Consider the following 23,615-nt stretch of genomic DNA (forward strand, 5'->3'; position numbering starts at 1 on the left):
AAAAACCTATATATGATAGCGCATGAAAAATGTTCAAGTGTAATTTAAACCTAGATTTATGCGTGACTTTGTGAGAAAAATGGCCGAATCAAAATATAGCTGTCTGTGCCGATGCCCTAAAACATCCGCAAATCAGCAATCTAGGACTTTTAACATGAAATGGCAACTTCATCTCAATCCAACATTAGGTGTGATGGGTTTATTGATGTGTAGTGTGTTTTTGAGTGCATGTACCCCGAACCAAACACCGAAAGCGCAAAATTATGACAGCTTAGAACAAGCAACTTTGGCGCTGAATACCGAAAGTGAAAAAATTGATCTGTATATTGCAAAATTAGGTCAAGCCAAAACAGAAGCTGAAAAAAAGCATCTGGCTTGCGAAAAAATTCCTCAACAGTTTGATTTGGTTTTGGCAATTGTTGAAAACAATCAACATTTGATGAGTGCTGAAGATTTAAAAGTTCAAGCGCAGTTTAAGCAAATGGCTGAGCAACAAAAAGCGCGCTTTACATCTAGCCTATGGTGTAAAGGTGCATAAAGATCACGGCACTATGACTGTTTTAAGTTCATCGTTTAAATCTCCTGTGCTATGCGCATAAAAATGCATTAGAAAATCTCAGGACTATCGCAGAAAAGGCGTAAAATGCAGTTTTATCGAAACCATAGAATGCCATGTTGTCCTTATTTCTCAAAAGCTTAATGGGTGCCTTTGTTGTGGTATTAATTGCTTTGCTGTCTAAAAGTAAGGTGTTTTATATTGCAGGTTTGGTTCCATTGTTTCCGACTTTTGCGTTGATTGCTCATGTAATTGTGGCAAATGATCAGGGTGCAGCCGCATTACAAAAAACTGCGCTGTTTGGACTCTGGTCTCTCATCCCATATTTCATTTATTTATTGATGGTGTACCTGCTCGCAACACGTTTGAGCTTAACGGCATGTTTGAGTGTAGCAACTTTGAGTTGGGTGCTTGCTGCGGCTGTTTTGATTTATGCATGGCAGAGTTTTCAGTAAGCATCAAAAGCCTATATCGATGCTGTTTCAGATTAACTTTTTATCGGTTCTAGATCATTTATAAAACAATAGATTTGTATTAAATTATGATGAATTTCCAATCACTAAATGTGTGATTTAAAATGTAAGTATTTGAATAATTAATTATAATTCTGCCAGAACAGAAAATAATCATGATAAGAGCAAATAATGTTAAAACAATTTTGGGTGATCATCTGCCTCATGTTTTCAAGTCAAATCCTGTGGGCTGAAGACAGTCAAATCCTCGCGTTTGAACAGTTTATTGACCCGGTAGCCGAGCAGCGTTATAGCGTGAGCGTGCCTGCGGTCGGGCAAAATGAACAGCTATGGTCTGTGGTCTATATGGTACTGCAAACCAACCAAGTCCCTGACAATACTGTTCTGGACTTTAAAGTCGTTCCGCAAGGTTTATTGTTGAAAAATAATCCTGCACAAAAAATACAAGAGTATGCTTTTGATGGTGTACAGTTGGCACAGAAAAAAGACTATGTACTGTCCCAATTCTCAGATTTGAGTGAACAACTGGAAGATCAAACTGGCAAGAAAGTGCTGGATGCATCACTCTTTGATACCAGTCGTGCCCATGTATATGCCCGCGTAGAAGATTGGGTGCCTGACTATAATGCACAAGCTACTCAACTGAATATTGAACTGGGAAAACTCAATGAAATGCAAGTCAAAGGGCTTTATTTCATTTTAGGCAAAGGTGAAAAGCCCAAAGATTTATTGGCTATTGCTCAACTAGATCCGATGGTCAAATCACAATTTCATTCAGAAGAGATGCAGGAACGCAAAGCAGCACGCAGTGAGTTGCGTGAAGCACGTTTTGCGATTTTTTTGGTGATTATCGCGATGGGGATTTTTCTCGGATGGTATCGTTTTAAACGCTAATGCCTGAAATGATCGTGCATGGTCATTCTAAAAACCGAATCTAACCATATTAAAAAAGGATCTAAAAGCAATTTTAGATCCTTAATTTTTTATACAGTTTAAATCAAAGGTTTATTCTACAGGCCATGTCCGCTGTTGATACGCGCTGTCCCAGAACATCCATTCTAATTTTGCGCCGTTCGTATAAGCCGCATGCATTTTTTCACGTGTATCTGCATCGCAGCGAGCCGCCACTCGATCAATAGTTTGAATCACGTTTTGCACAGCAGTATTGAAGTCTTCACCTGAGTAGGTATCGATCCATGCTTGGTAAGGGTTATTCGGTACAGATTGGCTGACAATGGCTTTGCCGACTTCCGCATAGATCCAAAAGCAAGGCAGGAGTGAGGCAAGGACCACAGGGTAACTTTCTGACCATGCTGTTGCCGTTAGAAACGAAGTGTAATGATGACAGGCAAGGGTCAGTGGAGTATTTTCAAACTGTTCTTTGCTAATGTTGAAACCTTGCATAAAGTCATTGTGCAGACTACGTTCCACCACGATGGCAATTTTTGCCGCTTCAGAAAACTGAATCACATCGTCGGCATCAAACGCCTTGGCTGCACACACTGCAAGTGCACGACCATAGGCCAATAAATAATGGGCATCCTGAATGACATAGTGACAAAAGGCGTCGCGGCTTAAGCTGCCCTGAGCCAATTCCTGATTAAACGGTAGATGGAGTATCTGCTGATATAACGCGGTATTACGTTGCCAAACTTCTTCAGAAAAACGCATTGAACATTCCTGTCGTTAAAAATGAAAGACGGGTCTACACCATGATGCGATGTAATTGAGAGACTCCATCTTAGAGTGTTTATTCAAAATGTAACGAATAATTTTTGGTTTCAATCCTGAAAAGCGGCATAATTGCGCCATAAACTTAGCTTCAAACTGGGTATTCCCTCATTTTGAAATCTTATTGAATGAATAGGTCGATCTATCATGATGAAACATTTTGGTTTCTCAATCGTCTTTACAATCGTGTGTCTTGCCATTTCTGCATATTGGGGTCTGAATCATGGCCCAAATGCAGGTGTGCAAGCCATGCTGACAGCACTGACCATTACTGCAATTTTGGCAGTGATGGAAGTATCATTATCATTTGATAACGCTGTAGTGAATGCATCGGTACTCCGTGGTTGGGATCATTTCTGGAAAATGATTTTCTTAACTGTCGGGATTGTGATTGCTGTATTCGGTATGCGTTTGATTTTCCCAATCGTCATTGTTGCTGTAACGGCTGACATGGGCGCTATGGAAGTGGTGCAATTGGCATTGAATAATCCAATTGAATACTCTGCAAAATTGATGGCACATCATGCAGAAATTGCGGCCTTTGGTGGTGCTTTCTTATTGTTGGTATTCCTGAACTTCTTCTTAGATGAAGGGAAAGATACCCATTGGTTCCGTTGGCTAGAGCGCCGTTTGGCCAATCTTGCAAACGTTCCTGCGATGTCCGTGTTTATTGCTCTAATTGCGTTATTGGTAATGGCAGCAAACGTGGCCGAAGTCTCTCGTTTAGCAGTTGTGATGGCGGGTATTTGGGGGATCGTGGTGTATATCGGTGTCCAAGTACTGAGTCATTTATTGGGTGGTGAACCTGAAGTTGATGAAAATGGTAATGCGGTTGGACATGACGCAAATGGCGTACCGACGGGCGTGATCAAAGCAGGTTTTGGTGGTTTCCTTTACCTTGAAGTACTCGATGCCTCATTCAGTTTTGATGGTGTGATTGGTGCATTTGCGATTACCTCTGATGTCGTAATCATTATGCTCGGTCTTGCTATTGGTGCTATGTTCGTGCGTTCAATGACCATTTACTTAGTGGATAAAGGCACCTTAGATGCTTATATCTTCCTTGAACATGGTGCGCATTATGCGATTGGTGCTTTGGCCTTCATTATGTTGGCGAGTGGCACAGGTCTTCATGTCCCTGAAGTGGTAACGGGTCTAATTGGTGTGGCATTTATTGTTTGGGCTGTGATTGCCTCAATTCAATATAAAAAGCGTCAAGAAAATTTAGGCTAATTTAAATTTGCCTAAAATCTCCCAAAAAGCGCAGCGTCAGCTGCGCTTTTTATTTGTCCAATCATCAGGATATTTAAAATCAATAAAAATCCTGCTTCGCTTTAAGCTGAATGTCCTATAATCCCATTCCAAGATTAATGAATTTTTAACCAGCTATGATGAATGCTCTTGAACGACGCTCAACTTTTGCTTTGAGTAGTATTTTCGCCTTACGTATGCTGGGGCTGTTCATGATTATTCCTGTTTTCTCTGTGGCAGGTCAGCAATATGCAGGGGCAACACCGGCACTCATTGGTTTAGCGGTGGGTGTCTATGGGTTGACCCAAGCGATTTTACAGATTCCGTTTAGTTTGATTGCAGACCGTTATAGCCGTAAACCGTTGGTGGTGATCGGGCTGCTGTTGTTTGCTTTAGGCGGTGCAATTGCTGCAATGTCCGATAGCATCTACGGCGTAATTATCGGGCGTGCGATTGCCGGTGGTGGTGCTGTATCTGCCGTAGTGATGGCTTTGTTAGCCGATGTCACACGTGAAGAACAGCGTACTAAAGCCATGGCCATGATGGGGATGAGTATCGGTTTGTCCTTTGTGGTCGCGTTCAGCCTTGGGCCTTGGCTCACAGGTTTAGTCGGCATCTCGGGTTTATTTTGGGTGACCACCATCATGGGACTTGCCGCGATTGCGATGTTGCTATTGGTACCGAAAGTAACGCGTCATCATAAAAATTTTCAACAAGGTTATCTGACGCAGTTAAAGCAAGTACTGAAAATGCCTGATCTAAATCGTTTACATGTTTCAGTCTTTTCATTGCATTTACTGCTCACCGCGATGTTTATTTATGTACCGTCTCAGTTGATTGACTTTGCCAATATTCCATTACATTCACATGGTTTGGTGTATTTGCCGCTTTTGGTCGTGAGCCTGTTTTTTGCCTTTCCAAGTATTATTTTGGCGGAAAAATATCGCAAAATGCGCGGCATTTTCTTGACCGCCATTGGTGGCATTATTTTAGGATTGGGCATCTTAATTTTTGGTTTCGAATCAAAATATATTCTGCTTACTGGCTTAGGATTATTCTTTATCGCATTTAATGTGATGGAGGCATTATTACCGTCATGGTTATCGAAAGCAGCTCCAATTCAATCCAAAGCGACTGCCATGGGGGTGAACGCCAGCAGTCAGTTTCTGGGGGCATTTTTTGGTGGTATGATTGGCGGGCAACTTCTGTTGCTAAATGATACGGCAATGGGATGGGGCATCCTGACAGGGCTAGCCATTTTATGGTTGATCATTAGTTTTGGGTTGGCTCAGCCGCGTTATTTATCGTCTATGGTTTTCAGTTTGCCTGAAGATAAAGAAACGGATGAATGGACTTCTCAGCTTTTAGCAATTCGTGGTATTGAAGAAGTTGTGGTGATGTCTGACCAGCAAGTGGCTTATGTAAAAGTGGATAAGCAGCAGATGGATGAATCTGCGCGACAACATTTAACGCACTTGTTAGGGAAAGAGGTAGCCATTTAAGCATAACTCTTATAAAGTAAATAATAGAAACAAATAGGAAGAATACGTCTGATGCGTGGTGTAAATAAGGTCATTTTAGTTGGTACTTTGGGTCGTGACCCTGAAACAAAAACTTTCCCAAATGGTGGTTCTCTCACTCAGTTTTCAATTGCAACGAGTGATTCATGGACAGATAAAAATACAGGTGAACGTAAAGAGCAAACAGAATGGCACCGTATTGTGTTACATAACCGCTTAGGTGAAATTGCACAGCAATATTTGCGCAAAGGTTCTAAAGTTTATATTGAAGGTTCATTACGTACTCGTCAGTGGACAGATCAAGGCGGTCAAGAGCGTTACACGACTGAAATTCGTGGTGAACAAATGCAAATGCTTGACAATAATCGCCAACAAGGCGAACAAGGTCAAGGCGGTGATTTTGGTCAGCCTCGTTTTAATAATCAACAAGGTGGTTATAACAATAACCAAAACCAAGGTGGCTACGGTAATAGCTCAAACCAAGGCGGTTATGGCAATAACCAACCGGCTCAAGGCAATAGCTATGGCAATAACAACCCAGGTGGTTTTGCGCCAAAACAACAGCCTGCACCGACACCGGCTCCTGCAGCAGCAGATTTAGATGACGACTTACCGTTCTAATGAACCTTAAACACAGCGTTTAAAACGGTAGATCATCATCAAAAAAAGCCCTCAATCTTGAGGGTTTTTTTTCGCAGGTCTCATCTTGAAAGATCAGTTTCATTTTGAAATTGAGTCGATGACTTATTTTTTTGCAGAAACCCACATGGTAATCACGGCTTTAAAAACTGCTTCATTACGTGTGTTGTTCACCACGACATTCACCAAATAATCACTCCCTGCATTCCACGTAAAATTAACATCGACAGGCGTGGCAATGGCTGTTAAATCTGTATCGGCTTTTTTCAAATATTCCACAGTCATGCCTTTGGGAATCCAACGATGGCTGCTCGGAACGGTCACATCGGTCATGGTTCCGCCAGCCAATTCAGCCATATTACACATGGCAATCGCGTGGACAGTGCCAATATGATTCAGCACGCTGCGCTGTTTTTTTATATGTAGTTCACAGTATTGGGGCTTTAATTCATCAAAAACAGGCGAAATACTGCTGAAATACGGTGCTTTCAAACACAGCAATTTTGAAAAAGTCCATTTCCCTGCGGGTTTGTTTTGGAAGGTCTTCCATAATTTTAATGCTTGGCTCATGCTTAATTATCCGTCATTATTCAGAATATAATTCTAATACAGAATATTGTTCTGTTAATGGCGTAAATGACGTCACAGCTATTAAAAAAAGCCAACATTGTTTTAAAATGACCCGATCAAAGGGAAGGTATCGATGTCGTCAAATCAAGCATTATTGCAACGAATTTACAGTGGTCGCCGAGCGGAACTTAAACGGCAGATCTTAGGAGAAGCCCTTGCATGTTTTTTAGAGCAAGGGATTGAAACGACGACGATTGAACATGTGAGAGACCGTGCAGAGACCAGTGTTGGCGCGATTTACCATCATTTTAAAAATAAAGATGGTTTAGTGGCGGCATTGTATTTTGCGGCGTTGCAAGATCAATTTGTGAAAAGGGCAGATGCATTGACACAGGCCCAATCGCTGCAGGAAGGCATTCAAGCCATTTTGTGCTCGTATATAGACTGGGTCGAAGCCTATCCAGATTTTGCAGGATTCTTGTATGCGGCAGGGTTTAGTATGCGTAAGGAAACGCTACAAGCCGAGTTAAAAAAACATAATTTGCAATGCAATAGCGCACTACTGGATTGGTTGACCGCACAACCCGATTGGCATTTGATTGAGCATTTACCCAAAGAATTAATGATGTCATTGGTCTTAGGGGCAACGGAAAATTATTGTCGGGCATGGTTATCACATAAAGTCAAAACGCCACCATCACACTATAAACAACAGTTTACACAGGCTGCTTGGCAGACCCTCTTTATGGATATAAAGGCTTGCACCCATTGAACTTGATTGGTTTGCACGATGGAAAGGCAAAGATTGATTTAAATAACAAATCTAAAAATCCGATAGTTTTTATAAAAAAGTTCGGTTTTACCTATGGTTTGATATTTCGTATTCTAGCTTCAACAGATAAGCAATCCCTGAAATGAGTTAGAGGAATATCAAATGAGTTTAATTAATACTGAAGTAAAACCATTTAACGCTACCGCTTACCAAGACGGTCAATTTATTGAAGTTTCAGAAAAAGACTTCTATGGTAAATGGTCTGTGGTGTTTTTCTATCCTGCTGACTTTACGTTTGTATGTCCAACAGAATTAGGCGATCTTGCTGATCACTATGCTGAATTCAAAAAAATGGGCGTAGAAATTTATTCAGTATCTACTGATACACACTTCACGCATAAAGCTTGGCACGATTCTTCTGAAGAAATTAAGAAAATCGAATACCCAATGGTTGGCGATCCAACTTGGACACTTGCGAAAAACTTTGATGTTTTAATTGAAGCGGATGGTCTTGCTGACCGTGGTACTTTCGTAATTGACCCTGAAGGTAAAATCCAAATCGTTGAAATCAATGCAGGTGGTATTGGTCGTGATGCTTCTGAATTGATGCGTAAAGTAAAAGCTGCTCAATATGTACATGCACACCCAGGTGAAGTATGTCCTGCAAAATGGAAAGAAGGTGAAGCGACGCTTGCACCATCGATCGACCTAGTGGGTAAAATCTAATTTGGTAATCCAACCGTAGATTTAAAAAAGCCAGAACTCAGTTCTGGCTTTTTTGTGGTTTAGATCATTGGACTAAATAGCCATCATGTTCTGGAGCATAGCCACGAACTCCATCGACTAAATAGTCAATTAATCTTTCCATGACTAGGCGTTGACCTTTGCGCGAAACATATACCAATTGCACCGTACCGACATTTGAGCACCATTCGGGGAAGAGGTGAATTAAACGACCTGCCTCAATATCTGCTTGCACGGTTAAATAGGGTAAGTCTGCAATGCCTAAACCATCGAGTGCTGCATAATAAGCACCGGCTAAGTCATTGCTTTTAATCCGAGGCTGTAAGGCAATTTCAATCTGTTCTTGCTGTCCCGTATGATGCAAATGCCATTGATAGCGGTTTTTCTGTGTGCCCAAAACGATACTCGGAAATTCTGTCAATTCCGTAATATGCTTTAACTCGCGTCCTTGTAAAAGTTCAGGACTAATCACTAAGCAATGCACGGTTTTAATCACGTCACGTACAATAATGCTCGAGTCTTCATTCTTACTAAAATTGGTGCGAATCGCCAAATCAATGTCGTCATGTAAGACATCCACACGGCGGCTAGACAGCTCGAGTTCGACCTGAACTTTGGGATGATCTTTTAAAAACTGATTTAACAAGGGGCGAATTTGATGTTCCATCATGACCGGTGGACAACTAATTTTAACCAAGCCTTCAAGTTCACTTTTTTGCTTCAGGAGCACCTGATGCGCACATTCAACTTGTTCGATTACTTTTATGCATTCTTCATACAATTCTTGGCCTAATGTCGTGACCTTAAAGTGTCGGGTAGAACGCTGAATAAGGGTGACATTATATTTGGCTTCAAGATCTAAAATGCGTCGGCTTAATTTTGATTTTGTAATATTCGATGCTTCACTTGCAGCGCTAAAACCGCCATGTTTCACCACCAAGTAAAAGTAGTAATAATCATCAAATGAATGCATGGATCACCTTATGCAGTGAAAATTATTTCAATTCAAATCATCATACGTCAATTTATACATCAGGTATAAAAAAAGCGGCTCGAAGCCGCTTTTTACTACTGAAGGATTATTTCTTTTCAGTATTTTGCGTATAGCTGTTGATTAGGTTGCGGTAGTCCGGTATATGGTTGCCGAAAAGCGCACCTAAACCTTCAATATCATTACGCCAGTCGCGGTGTAATTCACACGCGGTACCAAACCACGTCATAAGCTGCGCACCCGCTTGCGTCATACGTTGCCAAGCTGAGTCACGGGTTAAATGGTTGAATGTACCTGAAGCATCGGTCACCACAAAGACGTCAAAGTCTTCTTCTAAAGCAGACAAGGTTGGAAATGCAACACAAACCTCAGTCACTACACCGGCAATAATCAATTGCTTTTTGCCTGTTGCTTTGACGGCTTTCACAAAGTCTTCATTGTCCCAAGCATTAATTTGACCTGGGCGTGCAATATAAGGTGCGTCAGGGAACATCTCTTTGAGTTCTGGAACCAATGGACCGTTTGGACCTTGTTCAAAACTGGTGGTGAGAATCGTTGGAAGATTAAAATATTTTGCGGCTGCAGCCAGTGCGAGCACATTATTTTTAAATTTATCTGGATCAATGTCGCGAACCAATGAAAGTAGACCTGTTTGATGGTCAACTAAAAGTACCGCGGCATTATCTTTGTCTAAACGAACGTAAGGTTTGCCCCATTTTATTGTCCTCTTTCCTGTTTGCAACTACGCAGGATCAGATGAAATCTGCGTGTTAACTAGATTTAGAATAGTTGTAAAAATGAGACAATGAAATGGGTTTAAATGAGAAGCTCAATCATAAAATTGGGATAATTCATCGTTATATATGACTTAAAGCTTAGAATTTCGAAATTAATGCTTGGTTTTGAGTGAGGTGCAGATTTTATGTCTGAGTATTGTTCTAATTTTGAGATATAGAATGCTATCTGGAAGATGGTCAGTAAGTATTTCAAAGCTTAAAATAAGCGCTATGTTCATCCTATCGTATGAATATAGGAGCTAAGAAATGAAAAAAGTAATTGGTGTTTATCGTAATCAGCAAATGCACTGGGTGGGCGATGGTTTTCCAGTCAAAAGCTTATTTTCCTATGATCGTCTAGGTCAGGCGATTAGCCCATTTTTGCTTTTGGATTATGCGGCACCTTATCAGTTCGATCCCACCACTGCACGGCATGGTGTAGGTTCACATCCACATCGTGGTTTTGAAACGGTGACTATCGCCTACAGCGGTGAAGTGACTCATAAGGACTCAAGTGGTGGTGGCGGCACAATTCAAACAGGCGATGTGCAATGGATGACCGCAGGGTCGGGTCTGGTGCATGAAGAATTTCATTCGCCTGAATTTGCTCAAGCAGGTGGTCTTTTTGAAATGGTTCAATTGTGGGTGAATTTACCGGCAAAAGACAAAATGACCCAGCCTCGTTATCAAGCGATCACACGCCAAGATATTCCTCGCATAGACATGGATGAAGGTGCAGGGCATATTCGGGTGATTGCTGGTGAAATGGGTGGTCACCTTGGGCCTGCACAAACCTTTAGTCCAGTGAATGTCTGGGATGGTGAATTGAAAGCTCAATATGAAACCACCTTACATGTACCTGAAGGGCATAACACCATTTTGGTGGTCTTGAAGGGTGAGGTTGTGGTGAATGAAAGCCATAAAGTTCAAGACAGTTCGATGGTCATGTTTGCCAAAGATGATATCGCCATTCAGCTACAAGCGTTGCAGGACACACAATTTCTGTTACTTAGCGGTGAGCCACTAAATGAGCCGATTCAAGGTTATGGCCCATTTGTGATGAATAGCAAAGCTGAAATTATTCAAGCCTTTGATGATTTCAATAACGGAAAATTTGGTGAAATTGCGCTAGCGCATGAGGCTTAAGTGAAATTCATGCCGTTGAAATAGCCGAAAAAAAAGCCTCTGAACAGTCAGAGGCTTTTTTATTGAGCGCTGTAGTATTTATAGTTGTCATGATTTAAATATCATTTTACTTTTTATAAATTGTGATGAATTTATCACTTTATTATGTGGCGCATCTTAGCGAGACTTGGCTTTAAAGTAAACCGAAAGTTATAAAAATGGTTAATTTAATTGTTTGGTTTTATAGAGTAATTAAAATTTTAAAGAAAAATATGTTTAAAAAACAAAGCTTAAATTGTGTGCTTTTTGACTGTAAATATTTGTAAATTTAACTTAAAAACGGCTGTACTGAAATCCATACAAAAAGTGCGAATCTGGTATTTTTTAATAGCTATTTTTAACTTCTGATCAGTCATACTTTTAAACTGTGTTTTATAGATGGAAAAGAAAATTGGAAATTGCAGTCATCGGTAGTGGCATGGCTGGGCTGGCTACCGCAAGAATTCTTAAAGACGCAGGGCATAACATTACAATTTTCGAAGCTCTGCCTGGTCGTGGTATGGATAGCCACAGCACTGAGTTTGAAGGCGGCTTGATCGATGCCCCTTTGCGTGTGATGAATCCACATCTTTGGAAAAATACCTTAAGTTTGGCGACCCATTTAGGGATTAAAACTTTCCCTGTCCGTACCTATATGGCATGCAGTTGGCTATTTGAAGATCGTACAGAAACGTGGTTGACCACCAGTCGTAGCCGTATTGGTAATTTCCCAATTATTAATAACCGTAAAGGCTTACAACAATATGGCTGGCGTTTAGTCAAAGGAATGTTGCAACTTAAAGCCGCGATCACTCGATTTTTTAAATCAAAAAATCAGGATATTACGCTTGCTGAATTCATTAATAAAAATGAAATTGAAGAAGTATTTTGGCATGGTGCAGTCATGCCTGTGTTGTATACCATTTGCACTTGTAACCCGAAAACGATTGGCGAATGGCCTGCGAAACCGCTGTTGATTTTCTTGCGTCAATTGACCAATGGTGATGCCTTGTTGCGTATCCAAGGTGGTACACCTGCGTTGGTTGATAAACTGATTGAAGGTTTAAATATTCAAAGTGGTACGGCAATTACCAAAGTGCTCGAGCAAGACGATAAAGTCTTGGTGGAAACTGAGGCCGGAACACATCATCTATTCGATCGCGTGGTTGTTGCGACACCAACCACCAAAACGGAAGAATTTTTAGATTCAACCCAGTTTGCTGACGATATTGAGCTTTTAAAGAAATTTAAATTTGAGCAAGGTCAGTTGGTGATTCACACTGATCAAACCGTGATGCCACCGAAGCGTAAAGATTGGTCTGTACTAAGTTATATGATGGACCGTAAATTTACCCGTCAGCAATTTACCGTGTGGCTCAACTCAATCGAGCCGAGCTTGGTGGGTAAAACCCCAGTGTTCCAAACCTGGCAGCCAGTGACACCGATCGATCCTAAAAAAGTGATCTCTTCGGTTAGTTTGACACGCGCAGTGGTGGATTCACATACCGTGGCGCTGAATAAAGAGTTACAGCAACGACATTTATCCCCTGAGCGTAAAGTCTTCTTCTGTGGCTCATGGTCTTGTGACGGTCTGCCGATTTTAGAGTCTGCGGTAACGTCTGCTATGCATATTGCAGAAATTTTTGGTGCGCCATTGCCGTTTGTGGGTTTAAAACCTAAAGTGGAGGTTGCCCCTCAACTCGGTTACTAACATGAAATGGCTTCAAGCAATTCGTCAGCACATCCCTAACCATAAATATGCGATTAACAGTCGACTACTCGGAGATGATGCGGAACTTGCTTGGAGCAATTTGGGCTATTGGGATGATGCAAAATCATCCTATCCTGCAGCCTGTCAAAAACTCGCTTTCCATCTTGCCGAATCCATTCAATTAAAATCTACAGATCGTGTTTTAGACCTTGGTTGTGGGCAGGGCGCGAGCTTGGTTTTTTGGATGGAACATTTTCAAATTCAAAACTTATCCGCAGTCGAATTGCAAACCGAATGTGTGGAAAAAATCCAAAAAAATTTAAATTCAAAAATCAAAATACAACAAGATTCATTTTTGAATTTAAAAAATATTTATCCACAAAACTGTATGGATGCCGTACTGTGTATTGATGCTGCGTATCATAGTGATTTGAATTTATTGCTTTTATCAGTTGTTAATGTTTTGAATTCAAAGGGACGCTTTGCTTTTCACTATTTGATGTTGTCCGATGCGTTTTTGAATTTAAATTCAGTGCAACGATTGAAATATCAAAGTCTGTTGAAAGCAGCAGATGTGAATTTGAAAAATTTAAATTCAAAGCAAAATTTACAACACCAAGTGCAACAGGCAGGTTTCGAAAATATCCAGATTGAAGATATCAGCGAATTCGTATTTCAGGGTTTTGCCGATTATATTCAAGAACAAAAAAGTCAGATGAGCCTGAGTCATGTGGATCAATTCAAAATCAAGATGACGGCAAAATTGTGTGAGAAGTTGTATCGAGACGGGCTGATTCGTTATGTGCAGATTAGCGCGAGGAAGCCATAAAAAAGAGGCTTTAAAAACATCAAAGCCTCACTAAAAAGTGAGGCTAAGAAATGGTGCCGGCACACGGATTCGAACTGTGGACCTACTGATTACAAGTCAGTTGCTCTACCAACTGAGCTATGCCGGCGTTGTGGAATGCATTCTACAGATTTTTTGAAGTGGTGCAAGTTAAAAAAACAGCAAATCGAATGTAATTTATACGTTTGATTTATTCAGCATTCAACCGATGTTTCGCTCTAAAAACCAGAGAAATAAAAATAGGTAATGTTTCGCCCACAAGATGTGGGCGAAAAAATAGGATGGGTGAGCGTTGAGTGCTATTTCATTCTTAAAATTTGGTCTAGATCCTGTGCGCATTCTTCAAGTGTATATGCCATCTCCAGTTGCATTTGGGGGCGGAGTTCATTGGCGAGCTTTCGCCATTCGTCAATCAGACGCTGTGCTTTTTGAATTTTATGTTTATTGATGTCTTTGGCAAGGGTTGGGGTATAGCCACCACGTTTGGCGTTCTTGATCTGCTTAACATAATTCTGGCTGTTATTCATGTTCTCTCCCGAATAGCAGTGATATATGAAATGTGTTTTTTAAGTTTTTCGTTGATCAAGTTAAAAGTACCGCAATCGCGTTTCAGTTCTATGATGTTTAAATTAATGAATAATTTTTTGAATAGTACCTATATTGAGAGGATGATTTATTTTTAGCATAGGCTTAAGTAATTGTCTTTAGAATATAAAATTTGTATTTGTAAATATACGTGTACTTATTGCTGCCAATAAAAAATCCATAAGTCGTGCATTAGGAAAAAAACGTGTGATTGAAATCCGTCAATCAGGACTTAAATATACTGTGAAGTTATTGAGCTAAACAAATAGAAGATCAATTAGGGGGATATTTAATATTGAGAACAATAAAATTAAAAAAGGCCTAAATTTTATCAATTTAGACCTTCATTCTGCTTGGCATTGCAGTTTATTCTGGCGGTTGAAAGAGGGAGTCATCTTTTTATATTAAGCATATGATAATTAATTAAAATAGAAAATTATATTTTTATTTTACCCCCAATTTTACCCCCAGTTAGATTGAGGTGGTGGTGTTCTTTTAAGTCCATGGAACCATAGAACAACTATAAGGTTATTTTCACATACATTTTTCAAAATGACATGTTAATAGTAGTCCACTAAATGATTCTCAGATGTACTGTGTCGTTATACTGATAGGTGTTTAGTGAGTTACTATAAACACACTGGGAAAAAATGATCTGGAAGGACGTAAGTGGGATACTCGCTGAAGAATGGATGAAGAACCGTCTTCCGCATCGTGTACCGTTGACGGACATGATGATTACTGAGTTAAAGGCTTTGAGACTTACTCATAATCAGGAACTGCTATTTCCACATCGTTTAAACAATAGAGAACCGATGCGTAGCGAGTCTATTTTGGCTGTGATCAAACGTTCGGGCTATGTCGGTCGGATGACCACACATGGTTTTAGATCTCTATTCAGTACAGTTGTAAATGAATCGAATCTGTTTAATCTATATGCAATCGAACGTCAGTTAGCTTATGTACCACAGAACCGTATTCGCTCTGCATATAACCGAGTGCAATATTGGGATGAGCGGGGGAGATTGATGGAGTGGTATGAGGGGAGTGAAAGATTGGCTGAATTAAATGACTAGAAAAATCACAAAAACCACGCTAAAAAGCGTGGTTTTTTTTTCATCGTTATAGCTGAAACCTGAGTACGTATAATGTCCTAATAGTTCTTAAATAGGGGGGTAAAATTTTATAATCTGGGGTTTAAGAGTATGTAAATAGGGTATAACAGTTTTTATTTTATTTAGATGGGAGAAAGAAAGCTTGAAAAATAAGGGTTAGAAGTGTTAATTTTTAACTATTATCTAAAAGTACTAGAAGATTCCAATCATGAATGAATCAAACTTTCAATTTTTTAGGGAGCTTCCTGAAATCGGGCAATTAGAAAAACTAACCGATAAAGAAATTTTTGGATTTTTGAAACGTTACTATACGGATAGCTATCGGCATTCAATTACTCAAAATAGGAAAATTCATAAAGGCATATTTCGGGAAACTATCGAAACTTTAGAAAGACTGTATGAGCGTTTAGAGTTAGTTGAAAAATTTATTGGTTATGAGAAAGTAGATTGGAAAGATGCCTGCCTTTCAAAAAATGAGGTGAGAAAAAAGCAGATAGTTGATTTTTATAATGGTCTAGTAGTAGATGTTGCACTTATGAAATTAGCAACTCCATATTACAAGTTGCCAGAAAAAATTCATGCTTTCATTAATTTTTTAGATAAACAAGGATCATGTATCTTCAGAAGTGAGATTCAATCTGACAAGTGGAAAGTTGAAGACTTTCCTCATGAGGACGCCTTTGAAACGATTGATCAATATAAGCAGTATTTAAAAGAGCAAAAAAACTACAAATTTAATTTCGATCAAGATAAAGGCGATGAGATTGCGCGTGAAATTTTGGATGTGCTACATGGCGCTAAGAAGATTAGACAAGCGCTTGTGTTGGTAAAATTTCAGGTACAAGATTTCTCTGATAGGGAGATTAAAAATCTAACTCAAACTAGTCAAGTAGATCATAGATTAGCTACAACTTCGGTCGAAAGAAAAACACACTTGTTAGTAGATGAGTTAAATGATCTTGAGCTAGGAACCCATTTACCTTGGTTATCTATCCTTAAAAAAGGTGAGATAGAGCTGAATGGTGAAGTTCGATTAATGTTTGGATTTATTCTAGACAGTTCAACACATCAAATAGATACCAACCAAATTAAGGAGTCATTACATCGTGAGTTAGATAATTTTTTTTATGGTAGTAAGATTACTGCTTTTGTTCGGTCGGAAATTATTGCTATTGATCAAATTCTCGATCACTTAGGTGTAAAAGAAATAAAAGAATTCAAACTCCCTAATCGCAAAAAATTAGCTCTTATGTTGAAGTGGTTTGTGGGATTGTTTTATGGAATGGGAAAAATTATTAGTCCTGATAATCATACTGCTGAGAGTGAACTAGTTGATACGCCTATACATCTAATTACAAGAAAAGCTGATGGTCGTTTAAAAGATCGAGATGATAAGAGAAAGTCAAAAAGACAAGAAAAGCATGATCTAGCAAAAAAAACATATGATTTTAATTCAATCTGGGATGATGCCAGTTTAGTTAAACGTGCTCCAGAATATGCGAAGTCTATCCACAAATTTTACGAGATGCTGAAATATTTTGATGAGTTAGATGCACAGCAAATAAAACTATTGCAAAGGGTCAATTTGTTCCTGGCGTATTTGGAGCATACATATATTGACAGTTTATCAACTTCTCTATTGCTCAACCAAGATCCCTCTAAATGGCCCTGTGCAGCTAGGATGTATTTAGCCTTATTAGATAACGGAATTGATATTAATTTTTCTGTATGGGCATCTAATTGGACTCTCTACAATACTTTTTCGCTTCCGGTAAGTTTAAATAATTCATCATTAACGTATGACTTACACGATATAAATCTGGCGGAAGTAACAAATCTAATAGCGCCAGAGCTAAAGCTAATCAAACAACACAATATCTCTATTCCCCGAAGCAGATTAGCTTATATGGAAATGCTAGTGCAAAAAAACACGAGATCAGCACAGTGTTATTTAGAGACAAGTTTCAAAGAGAACACGATATTATTACGCTTTAAAATTGATAATAGCCAGAGTCGATTAGATATCAGCACCTTAAAGACAATTGTTACTCAATTCTTTAAGAAAGCGAAGCGTGCACCAAAGAGTATAGGAGCATATTTAGACGCTTATATCGGATATTTTGTTTTTAAAGATGGCTGCTATTCTATTGACTGTACAGCTATTTGTTACCTTCGTTCGGACGTTGTTGCTGATGAGGTAAAATTAAAATTTAAGGATTATTGGGGAAAATTTACTAAGAGGTACAATGCCAAACAGATAATTGATAGAAATTTGCCGGATTTGAAAATAATCCCTACATTATGGTTTAAAGAAGGTGAATCGGACTATTTAGTTGTGAATAAAGAAGATAAACGGCTTATTCCCCAGCTGAAAACTGATCTAGTGAACTTTTATACTACGTATGAATATTTCAATAAATATAAAAGTACAAGCCATCGCAATCATAAAAGACCAGAGCTATTTTTGAGGGGTAGAATTAAAGAAGCTATACCTAAAAAAACGGATGAAAAGAATACTCCACAAGATGAAGTGAGTGCGCCTGAAAATGAAAAAAGCGTAAATGCAATCAATGAAAATTCATCTCAAGATGGAATGAATAAGCCAGCTGATTTTTATGAGAGGAGGGCAGAAAGACTAGCACGGTTACTACTACCTCTATAGTAAGTAAGTTTGATCAATTCCTGATATCACGCCTGCTTTTAGACAAAAAAGTTGTCGCTTCACAATATGATCGGCAAAACGTGTACACGAATAGAAATATGACTATGAAAGCCTAATGAATCACTGCATTTGTAGATGAAGTCTTAGTGGGTATTATAAAGCTATATAATAATATCTATTAAATATATGGACTCATATACATATTCATTATATAGAGCTCTTATCTAATTTAAGCCTATATGTAATTTCTTATTAATTAGCCCTATTGCTATGTAATAACTACAGGTACATAGCAATGGAACAAACCAAGATCAATCATTCTCCACTGATTACAGCAGTTGAAAAGTTCGTAGAAGAAACTATCAAGCGTCAAAGACGATGGAAAGGCTATTGGGTTGAGTTAGTAGAATTACTAAACGAGATGCAAGAGGAATATGATCCAGATTTATGGTACTCGGCTTATAATGGAGCCATGATCGCATTGATGTTAGACCTAGAGCAAAATTTAGAAGCATCTCAAGATATCAGTATCTTAACTTTAAAGGGATTAACTTTCAGTGATGTACAATCTAGGTTTAGAAAGTTTGAAAGACAGCATAAAAGAGAAGTCCAAAAATTTATAGAAGATGAGTTAGCTAATCGTCGAAAGGCAATAATATATACTGAGTTGCTTTTGGAGCATTATTTAAGATTAATGGTTTTACGATGTGATCTTTCTTATCGTATGGAAAGACGTCCCTTTATTGATATTTCGGATTTCAGAAAGCATATTCGAAAATTATTAGATCGCTTACAAGATAGAGACCGTCATTTCAAAGATTTACAAGGATATATCTATGCTTTAGAACAAGGAACCGACAAGGGATATCACGCCCATTTTTTACTCTTTTATGATGCTTCGAAGGTAGAGTTTGATCGTTATCATGTAGATCTTATTATTGATACTTGGAAAGAGATTACAGATGAAGAAGGCACAGGCCATAACTGTAATACGAAACAGAACCGTGACAGCTACAAGGCTCAAGGTAAAGATGCATTAGGATGTATTTATCGAGGGGATGAGTCAAAAAAGGCTAACATAATGGAGATAGTTCGCTATTTTACAAAGCCTTCTAAAACGGAACAGTATCTGCGAGTCAAAGTTAAGAATATGCAGACCTTTGGTCATGGAAAGTTTCATAAGCCATCAAGACGAGGAACAACTCATACTGTGGAACGAGTAATGAATAAAATGCGATTGGAACGAATCTACTCTCCCAAATGCTAAATGAAAATAATCTCAGATATACATTATCTAGATGAAAACAAAGTTATTTCAACTTTCAAGGCTTACCAATCGGTGAGCCTTTGTCATTTCTAGAGGTATATATTATGAGTTTAAATTGTCCTTATTGTTTTTCCGATCAGGTTATTCAAGTGGTTAATCAGCAGGTGAATGGTTCTGATTCTACAGGTCTAGCAGCATCAGCTTCGTTTGCCACCATCGGTGCATCCATTTCAAAGGGTTTACCTTTGCCTGTATCACCACTGCTTGGCGGGCTTGCAGGTGCAGTGATTGGTGGCCTATTCAGCAGCGTGTTTGATGAGCCTAAAAAGCCAATCACGCTGACGTATTACCATTGCAACCACTGTCAGCAAAACTTTCGTTGAATCATCATAGGAGATAAGAACGATGGCACATCAAATCGAACAAATCGCCTATGTGGGCGAAACCCCTTGGCATGGTCTCGGTAATCAGCTGAGTCCGAATCAACCACTCGAAGTATGGGCACAGCAAGCGGGGATGGACTGGCGGATCGAATCCTCGAATGTCAGTTATATGGCACAGAATGAACGTGGTCAGAGCATCATCATGCCTTTTGAAGAGCAGCGAGTGTTATACCGTTCAGATACCCATGCGCCGTTATCTGTGGTTAGTCAGCGTTATCAGGAAGTTCAACCCAAAGAGATTTTGGAGTTCTATCGTGATCTAACAGAACAATCAGGCTTTGAGTTAGAAACAGCAGGTGTCTTAAAGGGCGGTAAGAAGTTCTGGGCATTGGCGCGTACAGGTCAAAGTACAGCATTGAAAGGCAAGGATGTCAGTAATGGTTATATCTTGCTGGCTACTGCATGTGATGGCACGTTGGCAACGACAGCACAATTCACAAGTATCCGAGTGGTCTGTAACAACACTTTAGCAATTGCTCTACGTGGACAAAGCAATAGTGCAGGTGTGGTGAAAGTTCCACATAGCACCAAGTTCGATGCAGAGAAAGTGAAACAGCAATTGGGTGTTTCAGTTCGTGCTTGGGATGAGCACATGTATGAGATGAAACAGCTCACACAGCGTAAGGTGAGTCAGCAGGAAGCCAAAGCTTACTTTGATGCCGTGTTCAATAACAGCACCATGTCAATTTCTGATCCTGAAGAAAACATCATTCAGTTCTATCGCAATGTCGCGCAGCAAGCTCAGGAGAAAAAGCCTGAACCGAATGGTCGTGCCATGAATAAAGCTTTAGAGATGTTCAATGGGCAAGGACGCGGTGCTGACCTGTTATCAGCCAAAGACACGGCTTATGGATTACTTTGTTCGATCACAGAATTTGTGGATCATGAACGACGTGCCATGAGTACCGATCATCGACTAGATTCAGCTTGGTTCGGTGCAGGTGCGGGTGTGAAACAAAGAGGATTGGAGCAAGCACTTGCTTTGATCGCCTGAAATTAACTAACTCACTTATGTTGAAATCAAGTCACCCCAAACAAATGCTCATCAGAGCACTCATGTAACCCCTTTCAATTAAAACAGCAAACAAATCGCCATACCCGACCTTGTGTCGGGTATGGCTTTTTTATGCATTTCTTTTACAGAGATCAGAATTTATAAGGATAATTCCATGAATCAAATTGTATCTATTTCCCATCAGCCTACGACTGTAGGATCAAAGATCGTAGTCAATCCAACTATCACCACCAAACGCTCAACAGCAGCCAAGCGATTGGTCAACACCAAAGGGATGGAATATCAGGATTGGCTTGAAGTTCGTAAACAAGGTATCGGTAGTAGTGATGCCGCGACTGCCTGTGGTCTTAATCCCTACATGTCCATGTTAGAGCTTTGGCTGATCAAAACAGGTCGTCAGACTCAATCTATTGAAGATGAAAGTTCAGGTGTGGCACCGTTGTATTGGGGTAAGCAGCTGGAACCTTTGGTGGCAGAGTTCTATAGCATGCACACCCATAATAAGGTGCGACGGATCAATGCAGTACTTCAGCATCCTGATCCCGATAAATACTTTATGTTAGCCAATCTGGATTACAGCGTGGTCGGCAGTGATGAAGTCCAAATTTTGGAATGCAAAACAGCAGGTGAGCATGGAGCAAAATTGTGGCGTGATGGTGTGCCTTTATACGTGCTGTGTCAGGTACAACATCAACTGGCGGTGACTGGTAAACAGGCAGCGCATGTTTGTGTCTTGATCTGTGGACATGAAACCAAGATCTTCAAAGTGACACGCTCTGAATCCGTGATTGAACATATTGTTCAAGCAGAACAATATTTCTGGGAATGCGTGGAAAAGGATACACCACCATCCGTGGATGCAAGTGAATCCGCAGCTAAAGCGATTCAACAACTTTATCCAGCGCATGTACCTTTAACGGTAGAGGATCTTTCGCAAAATGAAAATGCCAATTTGATGTTCGACCAGCTCATCAAAATGAAAGAAGAGATTCAGCATAAGCAGGAACGCTTTGACCAGCTTAAACATGAAATTCAAATGATGATGCAAGACAAGGAAAGGGCGGTCTTTGCTCATGGCTCAGTAGTCTGGAAGAAAGCCAAGGACTCTATCAGCCTCAATACCAAAGCATTGCTTCAGCACCAGCCTGAACTCATCGAGCTTTATCCACTTCAAAAGCAAGGCAGTCGTCGATTTAACATCTATACCGACTAAGCCCTATCTACAGCACCAAATCAAAAATTCACAAAAATCGCTCCCCGCTCTCTACCCTTCGGTAGAGAGCAAATCGGTCGCGATCTCTGTAGCACTTTATCTGGCTCTACATTCTTTGGGTAACTTATTTGGTCCTTGTTCTGACCTACATACATAGACCCAAATTTGTAAGGTAATACATTAAGGAATATCAACATGATTAAAGGTTTAGCAATTACCCCTCCAATTTTGGGGCGTATCAGTATCGGTCGTATGGTTGAAAAGAGTGGCAAACGCTTACCGGAAAAAGATGATCAATTCACCATTACTTCCCAGATTCAAAGCAAAGAAGGCTGGATCAAACATCCATTAGATGATCAGCTTCGAGCCAATACGCCTAATCAAAAGTTGCGCTCAATCCCCGTCAGAATGATCTTTAATGATCCTGATCTGAACTTACGCGCTGAATACACCTTATTTGACCCACAGACTGGAAGACCTATCTGTGTCGGTAATGGAGAAACCTGCCAACGTTTAACCAACCAAGGCGTGGAGCAACATCCCTGTCCATCCCCCGATTTATGTCCATTGGCTCAAGGAGGGAACTGCAAGCCCTACGGGCGTTTGCATGTGAACTTAGATGAATCGGATGAGTTTGGTACCTTCATCTTTAGAACCACTGGCTTTAATAGTATTCGGACTTTGGCAGCACGGTTGAACTATTACCATGCAGCTTCAGGAGGGTTGTTGTCATGTCTACCCTTGCAATTGATATTGCGGGGCAAGAGTACGACACAGAGTTATCGTCAGCCGGTGTATTACGTGGATCTAACTTTAAGGGAAGGGATTAGCTTGAATGAAGCGATTATTCAGGCGAAGCAAATTGATGAACAGAGCAAGCAGGCTGGGTTTTATCAGGAAGCTTTAGACTTTACCGCAAGGAAGGGTTTTGGGAATGGAAGGATGGATGTGGATATAGAGGAAGGTTTGGATGTGGTTGAGGAGTTTTATCAGCTTGTTGAAGGCCAGCAGATTGAGGAAACGCAGCCTGAATTTAATATTCAGCAGGGATTGAAAGGATCAGTGACGGCTTTGAATTAAATCTAACAGGGTAAAACCTTACGAGATTGCCGTATCTCATGAGCGAGTTGCTCGAAATCATGAGATAGGAGTAAACATCATGAATGCATTTGTTGGTCAAACTTTCCCGATGAATCAAATCGTTAATATTAAAGAGGTGGTTCAATTTACAAGTATTAGTCGAGCTAAAATCTATGAAATGATCAATGAGAAATCAAAATACTACGATCCTACTTTTCCAAAGCCTGTGCGACTAAGTGAATCTCGTATTGGCTGGTCAGCTTGGGAAATAAATCAATGGATTGAAGATAAGCTGGAAAATCGTGAATAAAAGTGGGGAGCTTCGGCTCCCTTATTTTTTGGTTTTCAGTAAACTATGGAAATGTTAAAAATCTAAAGAATAAAATGAATCAAGCCATTCACTACTACAATCAAAAGATGCTTTAAACGACATTTTCTGTCGCTGAGTGAAATCAATTCAGTGATTAATCACTATTTTTTTCCAAAAGTT

At 39.8% G+C, this 23,615-nt stretch carries 23 protein-coding genes, 1 tRNA gene and 1 pseudogene; 19 read left to right on the top strand and 6 right to left on the bottom strand.

The features are described from left to right. Nucleotides 1-154: 154 nt before the first annotated feature. The 3 genes from FTV11_RS03275 (at nucleotide 155) to FTV11_RS03285 (ending at nucleotide 1,923) form a co-directional block, all read left to right on the top strand. Nucleotides 155-538, top strand: a complete 384-nt coding sequence (locus FTV11_RS03275; RefSeq protein ID WP_180002741.1) for a hypothetical protein — start codon at nucleotides 155-157, stop codon at nucleotides 536-538. A gap of 134 nt (nucleotides 539-672) precedes the next feature. After that, a complete protein-coding gene (locus FTV11_RS03280) occupies nucleotides 673-1,011 on the top strand; it encodes a GlpM family protein (RefSeq protein WP_180002743.1) in 339 nt (112 codons plus the stop codon). A gap of 189 nt (nucleotides 1,012-1,200) precedes the next feature. Continuing rightward, on the top strand, nucleotides 1,201-1,923 hold the full coding sequence (locus tag FTV11_RS03285; RefSeq protein WP_180010619.1) for a hypothetical protein: 723 nt from the start codon (nucleotides 1,201-1,203) through the stop codon (nucleotides 1,921-1,923). Nucleotides 1,924-2,034: 111 nt separating this feature from the next. On the opposite strand, the gene tenA is transcribed toward FTV11_RS03285, so the two are convergent. Continuing rightward, nucleotides 2,035-2,700: a thiaminase II gene (gene tenA, locus FTV11_RS03290; RefSeq protein ID WP_078193179.1), complete on the bottom strand. Its 666-nt coding sequence runs from the start codon at nucleotides 2,698-2,700 to the stop codon at nucleotides 2,035-2,037. 207 nt (nucleotides 2,701-2,907) lie between these two features. On the opposite strand from tenA, the gene FTV11_RS03295 reads away from it, so the two are divergent. From FTV11_RS03295 to ssb, 3 genes are all read left to right on the top strand, one after another. After that, entirely contained in the window at nucleotides 2,908-3,993 is a 1,086-nt protein-coding gene (locus FTV11_RS03295) for a DUF475 domain-containing protein (RefSeq protein WP_180073373.1), read from the top strand. A gap of 155 nt (nucleotides 3,994-4,148) precedes the next feature. Further along, entirely contained in the window at nucleotides 4,149-5,513 is a 1,365-nt protein-coding gene (locus FTV11_RS03300; protein WP_111884498.1) for an MFS transporter, read from the top strand. Between the two features lie 51 nt (nucleotides 5,514-5,564). Then, complete coding sequence (gene ssb, locus FTV11_RS03305) at nucleotides 5,565-6,152, top strand: single-stranded DNA-binding protein (protein WP_078193176.1); 588 nt, start codon at nucleotides 5,565-5,567, stop codon at nucleotides 6,150-6,152. A gap of 123 nt (nucleotides 6,153-6,275) precedes the next feature. On the opposite strand, the gene FTV11_RS03310 is transcribed toward ssb, so the two are convergent. Further along, nucleotides 6,276-6,740, bottom strand: a complete 465-nt coding sequence (locus FTV11_RS03310; protein ID WP_180050626.1) for a hotdog fold domain-containing protein — start codon at nucleotides 6,738-6,740, stop codon at nucleotides 6,276-6,278. A 133-nt stretch (nucleotides 6,741-6,873) separates the two neighbouring features. Here FTV11_RS03310 and FTV11_RS03315 point away from each other — a divergent pair, with 133 nt between their 5' ends. Then, on the top strand, nucleotides 6,874-7,512 hold the full coding sequence (locus tag FTV11_RS03315; RefSeq protein ID WP_180059338.1) for a TetR/AcrR family transcriptional regulator: 639 nt from the start codon (nucleotides 6,874-6,876) through the stop codon (nucleotides 7,510-7,512). Nucleotides 7,513-7,674: 162 nt separating this feature from the next. Next, nucleotides 7,675-8,238 carry an alkyl hydroperoxide reductase subunit C gene (ahpC, locus tag FTV11_RS03320; RefSeq protein ID WP_078190520.1) on the top strand — a complete coding sequence of 188 codons (564 nt, stop codon included), beginning with the start codon at nucleotides 7,675-7,677 and terminating at the stop codon, nucleotides 8,236-8,238. Between the two features lie 64 nt (nucleotides 8,239-8,302). Here the strand turns inward: ahpC and FTV11_RS03325 are convergent, their stop codons facing one another. After that, on the bottom strand, nucleotides 8,303-9,229 hold the full coding sequence (locus FTV11_RS03325) for a LysR substrate-binding domain-containing protein (RefSeq protein ID WP_180073374.1): 927 nt from the start codon (nucleotides 9,227-9,229) through the stop codon (nucleotides 8,303-8,305). Nucleotides 9,230-9,335: 106 nt separating this feature from the next. Beyond that, nucleotides 9,336-9,968 (bottom strand): isochorismate family cysteine hydrolase YcaC, encoded by a 633-nt coding sequence (gene ycaC / locus FTV11_RS03330; RefSeq protein WP_180025950.1) that lies wholly within the window; start codon nucleotides 9,966-9,968, stop codon nucleotides 9,336-9,338. A gap of 322 nt (nucleotides 9,969-10,290) precedes the next feature. Here ycaC and FTV11_RS03335 point away from each other — a divergent pair, with 322 nt between their 5' ends. The 3 genes from FTV11_RS03335 (at nucleotide 10,291) to FTV11_RS03345 (ending at nucleotide 13,727) form a co-directional block, all read left to right on the top strand. Continuing rightward, the gene (locus FTV11_RS03335; RefSeq protein ID WP_180025915.1) at nucleotides 10,291-11,169 is read left to right on the top strand and encodes a pirin family protein; all 879 of its coding nucleotides are present in this window, start codon (nucleotides 10,291-10,293) and stop codon (nucleotides 11,167-11,169) included. A gap of 430 nt (nucleotides 11,170-11,599) precedes the next feature. Beyond that, a complete protein-coding gene (locus tag FTV11_RS03340; RefSeq protein WP_180073375.1) occupies nucleotides 11,600-12,898 on the top strand; it encodes an FAD-dependent oxidoreductase in 1,299 nt (432 codons plus the stop codon). A gap of 1 nt (nucleotide 12,899) precedes the next feature. Next, nucleotides 12,900-13,727 carry a cyclopropane-fatty-acyl-phospholipid synthase family protein gene (locus FTV11_RS03345; protein WP_180073376.1) on the top strand — a complete coding sequence of 276 codons (828 nt, stop codon included), beginning with the start codon at nucleotides 12,900-12,902 and terminating at the stop codon, nucleotides 13,725-13,727. Nucleotides 13,728-13,778: 51 nt separating this feature from the next. Here FTV11_RS03345 and FTV11_RS03350 read toward each other — a convergent pair. Both FTV11_RS03350 and FTV11_RS03355 read right to left on the bottom strand, forming a co-directional pair. Continuing rightward, a tRNA-Thr gene (locus FTV11_RS03350) sits at nucleotides 13,779-13,854 on the bottom strand. 190 nt (nucleotides 13,855-14,044) lie between these two features. After that, on the bottom strand, nucleotides 14,045-14,272 hold the full coding sequence (locus FTV11_RS03355; RefSeq protein ID WP_078190515.1) for a hypothetical protein: 228 nt from the start codon (nucleotides 14,270-14,272) through the stop codon (nucleotides 14,045-14,047). Between the two features lie 710 nt (nucleotides 14,273-14,982). On the opposite strand from FTV11_RS03355, the pseudogene FTV11_RS03360 reads away from it, so the two are divergent. The 8 genes and pseudogenes from FTV11_RS03360 to FTV11_RS03395 form a co-directional block, all read left to right on the top strand. Further along, a pseudogene (locus FTV11_RS03360) lies at nucleotides 14,983-15,398 on the top strand (tyrosine-type recombinase/integrase); the annotation flags it as partial. A 255-nt stretch (nucleotides 15,399-15,653) separates the two neighbouring features. Beyond that, entirely contained in the window at nucleotides 15,654-18,107 is a 2,454-nt protein-coding gene (locus FTV11_RS03365; protein WP_180073377.1) for a hypothetical protein, read from the top strand. A gap of 295 nt (nucleotides 18,108-18,402) precedes the next feature. Further along, nucleotides 18,403-19,374, top strand: a complete 972-nt coding sequence (locus FTV11_RS03370; protein ID WP_168378415.1) for an inovirus-type Gp2 protein — start codon at nucleotides 18,403-18,405, stop codon at nucleotides 19,372-19,374. A gap of 104 nt (nucleotides 19,375-19,478) precedes the next feature. Beyond that, nucleotides 19,479-19,757, top strand: coding sequence for a hypothetical protein (locus tag FTV11_RS03375; protein WP_117006646.1), 279 nt, complete (start codon nucleotides 19,479-19,481; stop codon nucleotides 19,755-19,757). A gap of 22 nt (nucleotides 19,758-19,779) precedes the next feature. Further along, the gene (locus FTV11_RS03380; RefSeq protein ID WP_180073378.1) at nucleotides 19,780-20,811 is read left to right on the top strand and encodes a DUF932 domain-containing protein; all 1,032 of its coding nucleotides are present in this window, start codon (nucleotides 19,780-19,782) and stop codon (nucleotides 20,809-20,811) included. A gap of 175 nt (nucleotides 20,812-20,986) precedes the next feature. Further along, entirely contained in the window at nucleotides 20,987-22,045 is a 1,059-nt protein-coding gene (locus tag FTV11_RS03385; RefSeq protein WP_180073379.1) for a YqaJ viral recombinase family protein, read from the top strand. Nucleotides 22,046-22,240: 195 nt separating this feature from the next. Next, entirely contained in the window at nucleotides 22,241-23,125 is an 885-nt protein-coding gene (locus FTV11_RS03390; RefSeq protein WP_180073380.1) for a hydrolase or metal-binding protein, read from the top strand. Between the two features lie 79 nt (nucleotides 23,126-23,204). Next, complete coding sequence (locus tag FTV11_RS03395; protein ID WP_004884796.1) at nucleotides 23,205-23,435, top strand: AlpA family transcriptional regulator; 231 nt, start codon at nucleotides 23,205-23,207, stop codon at nucleotides 23,433-23,435. Nucleotides 23,436-23,615 lie beyond the last annotated feature (180 nt).

Source organism: Acinetobacter sp. YH12231 (genome assembly GCF_013417755.1).
Classification (GTDB): Bacteria; Pseudomonadota; Gammaproteobacteria; order Pseudomonadales; family Moraxellaceae; genus Acinetobacter; species Acinetobacter amyesii.

Coding starts and splice junctions, on each gene's coding strand:
- FTV11_RS03285 (WP_180010619.1), top strand. CDS start 1,201: ATGTTAAAACAATTTTGGGTGATCATCTGCCTCATGTTTTCAAGTCAA.
- FTV11_RS03310 (WP_180050626.1), bottom strand. CDS start 6,740: ATGAGCCAAGCATTAAAATTATGGAAGACCTTCCAAAACAAACCCGCA.
- FTV11_RS03315 (WP_180059338.1), top strand. CDS start 6,874: ATGTCGTCAAATCAAGCATTATTGCAACGAATTTACAGTGGTCGCCGA.
- FTV11_RS03395 (WP_004884796.1), top strand. CDS start 23,205: ATGAATGCATTTGTTGGTCAAACTTTCCCGATGAATCAAATCGTTAAT.
- ssb (WP_078193176.1), top strand. CDS start 5,565: ATGCGTGGTGTAAATAAGGTCATTTTAGTTGGTACTTTGGGTCGTGAC.
- tenA (WP_078193179.1), bottom strand. CDS start 2,700: ATGCGTTTTTCTGAAGAAGTTTGGCAACGTAATACCGCGTTATATCAG.
- FTV11_RS03345 (WP_180073376.1), top strand. CDS start 12,900: ATGAAATGGCTTCAAGCAATTCGTCAGCACATCCCTAACCATAAATAT.
- FTV11_RS03325 (WP_180073374.1), bottom strand. CDS start 9,229: ATGCATTCATTTGATGATTATTACTACTTTTACTTGGTGGTGAAACAT.
- FTV11_RS03375 (WP_117006646.1), top strand. CDS start 19,479: ATGAGTTTAAATTGTCCTTATTGTTTTTCCGATCAGGTTATTCAAGTG.
- FTV11_RS03370 (WP_168378415.1), top strand. CDS start 18,403: ATGGAACAAACCAAGATCAATCATTCTCCACTGATTACAGCAGTTGAA.
- FTV11_RS03390 (WP_180073380.1), top strand. CDS start 22,241: ATGATTAAAGGTTTAGCAATTACCCCTCCAATTTTGGGGCGTATCAGT.
- FTV11_RS03335 (WP_180025915.1), top strand. CDS start 10,291: ATGAAAAAAGTAATTGGTGTTTATCGTAATCAGCAAATGCACTGGGTG.
- FTV11_RS03275 (WP_180002741.1), top strand. CDS start 155: ATGAAATGGCAACTTCATCTCAATCCAACATTAGGTGTGATGGGTTTA.
- FTV11_RS03365 (WP_180073377.1), top strand. CDS start 15,654: ATGAATGAATCAAACTTTCAATTTTTTAGGGAGCTTCCTGAAATCGGG.
- FTV11_RS03355 (WP_078190515.1), bottom strand. CDS start 14,272: ATGAATAACAGCCAGAATTATGTTAAGCAGATCAAGAACGCCAAACGT.
- FTV11_RS03295 (WP_180073373.1), top strand. CDS start 2,908: ATGATGAAACATTTTGGTTTCTCAATCGTCTTTACAATCGTGTGTCTT.
- FTV11_RS03300 (WP_111884498.1), top strand. CDS start 4,149: ATGATGAATGCTCTTGAACGACGCTCAACTTTTGCTTTGAGTAGTATT.
- FTV11_RS03385 (WP_180073379.1), top strand. CDS start 20,987: ATGAATCAAATTGTATCTATTTCCCATCAGCCTACGACTGTAGGATCA.
- FTV11_RS03280 (WP_180002743.1), top strand. CDS start 673: ATGTTGTCCTTATTTCTCAAAAGCTTAATGGGTGCCTTTGTTGTGGTA.
- FTV11_RS03380 (WP_180073378.1), top strand. CDS start 19,780: ATGGCACATCAAATCGAACAAATCGCCTATGTGGGCGAAACCCCTTGG.
- ahpC (WP_078190520.1), top strand. CDS start 7,675: ATGAGTTTAATTAATACTGAAGTAAAACCATTTAACGCTACCGCTTAC.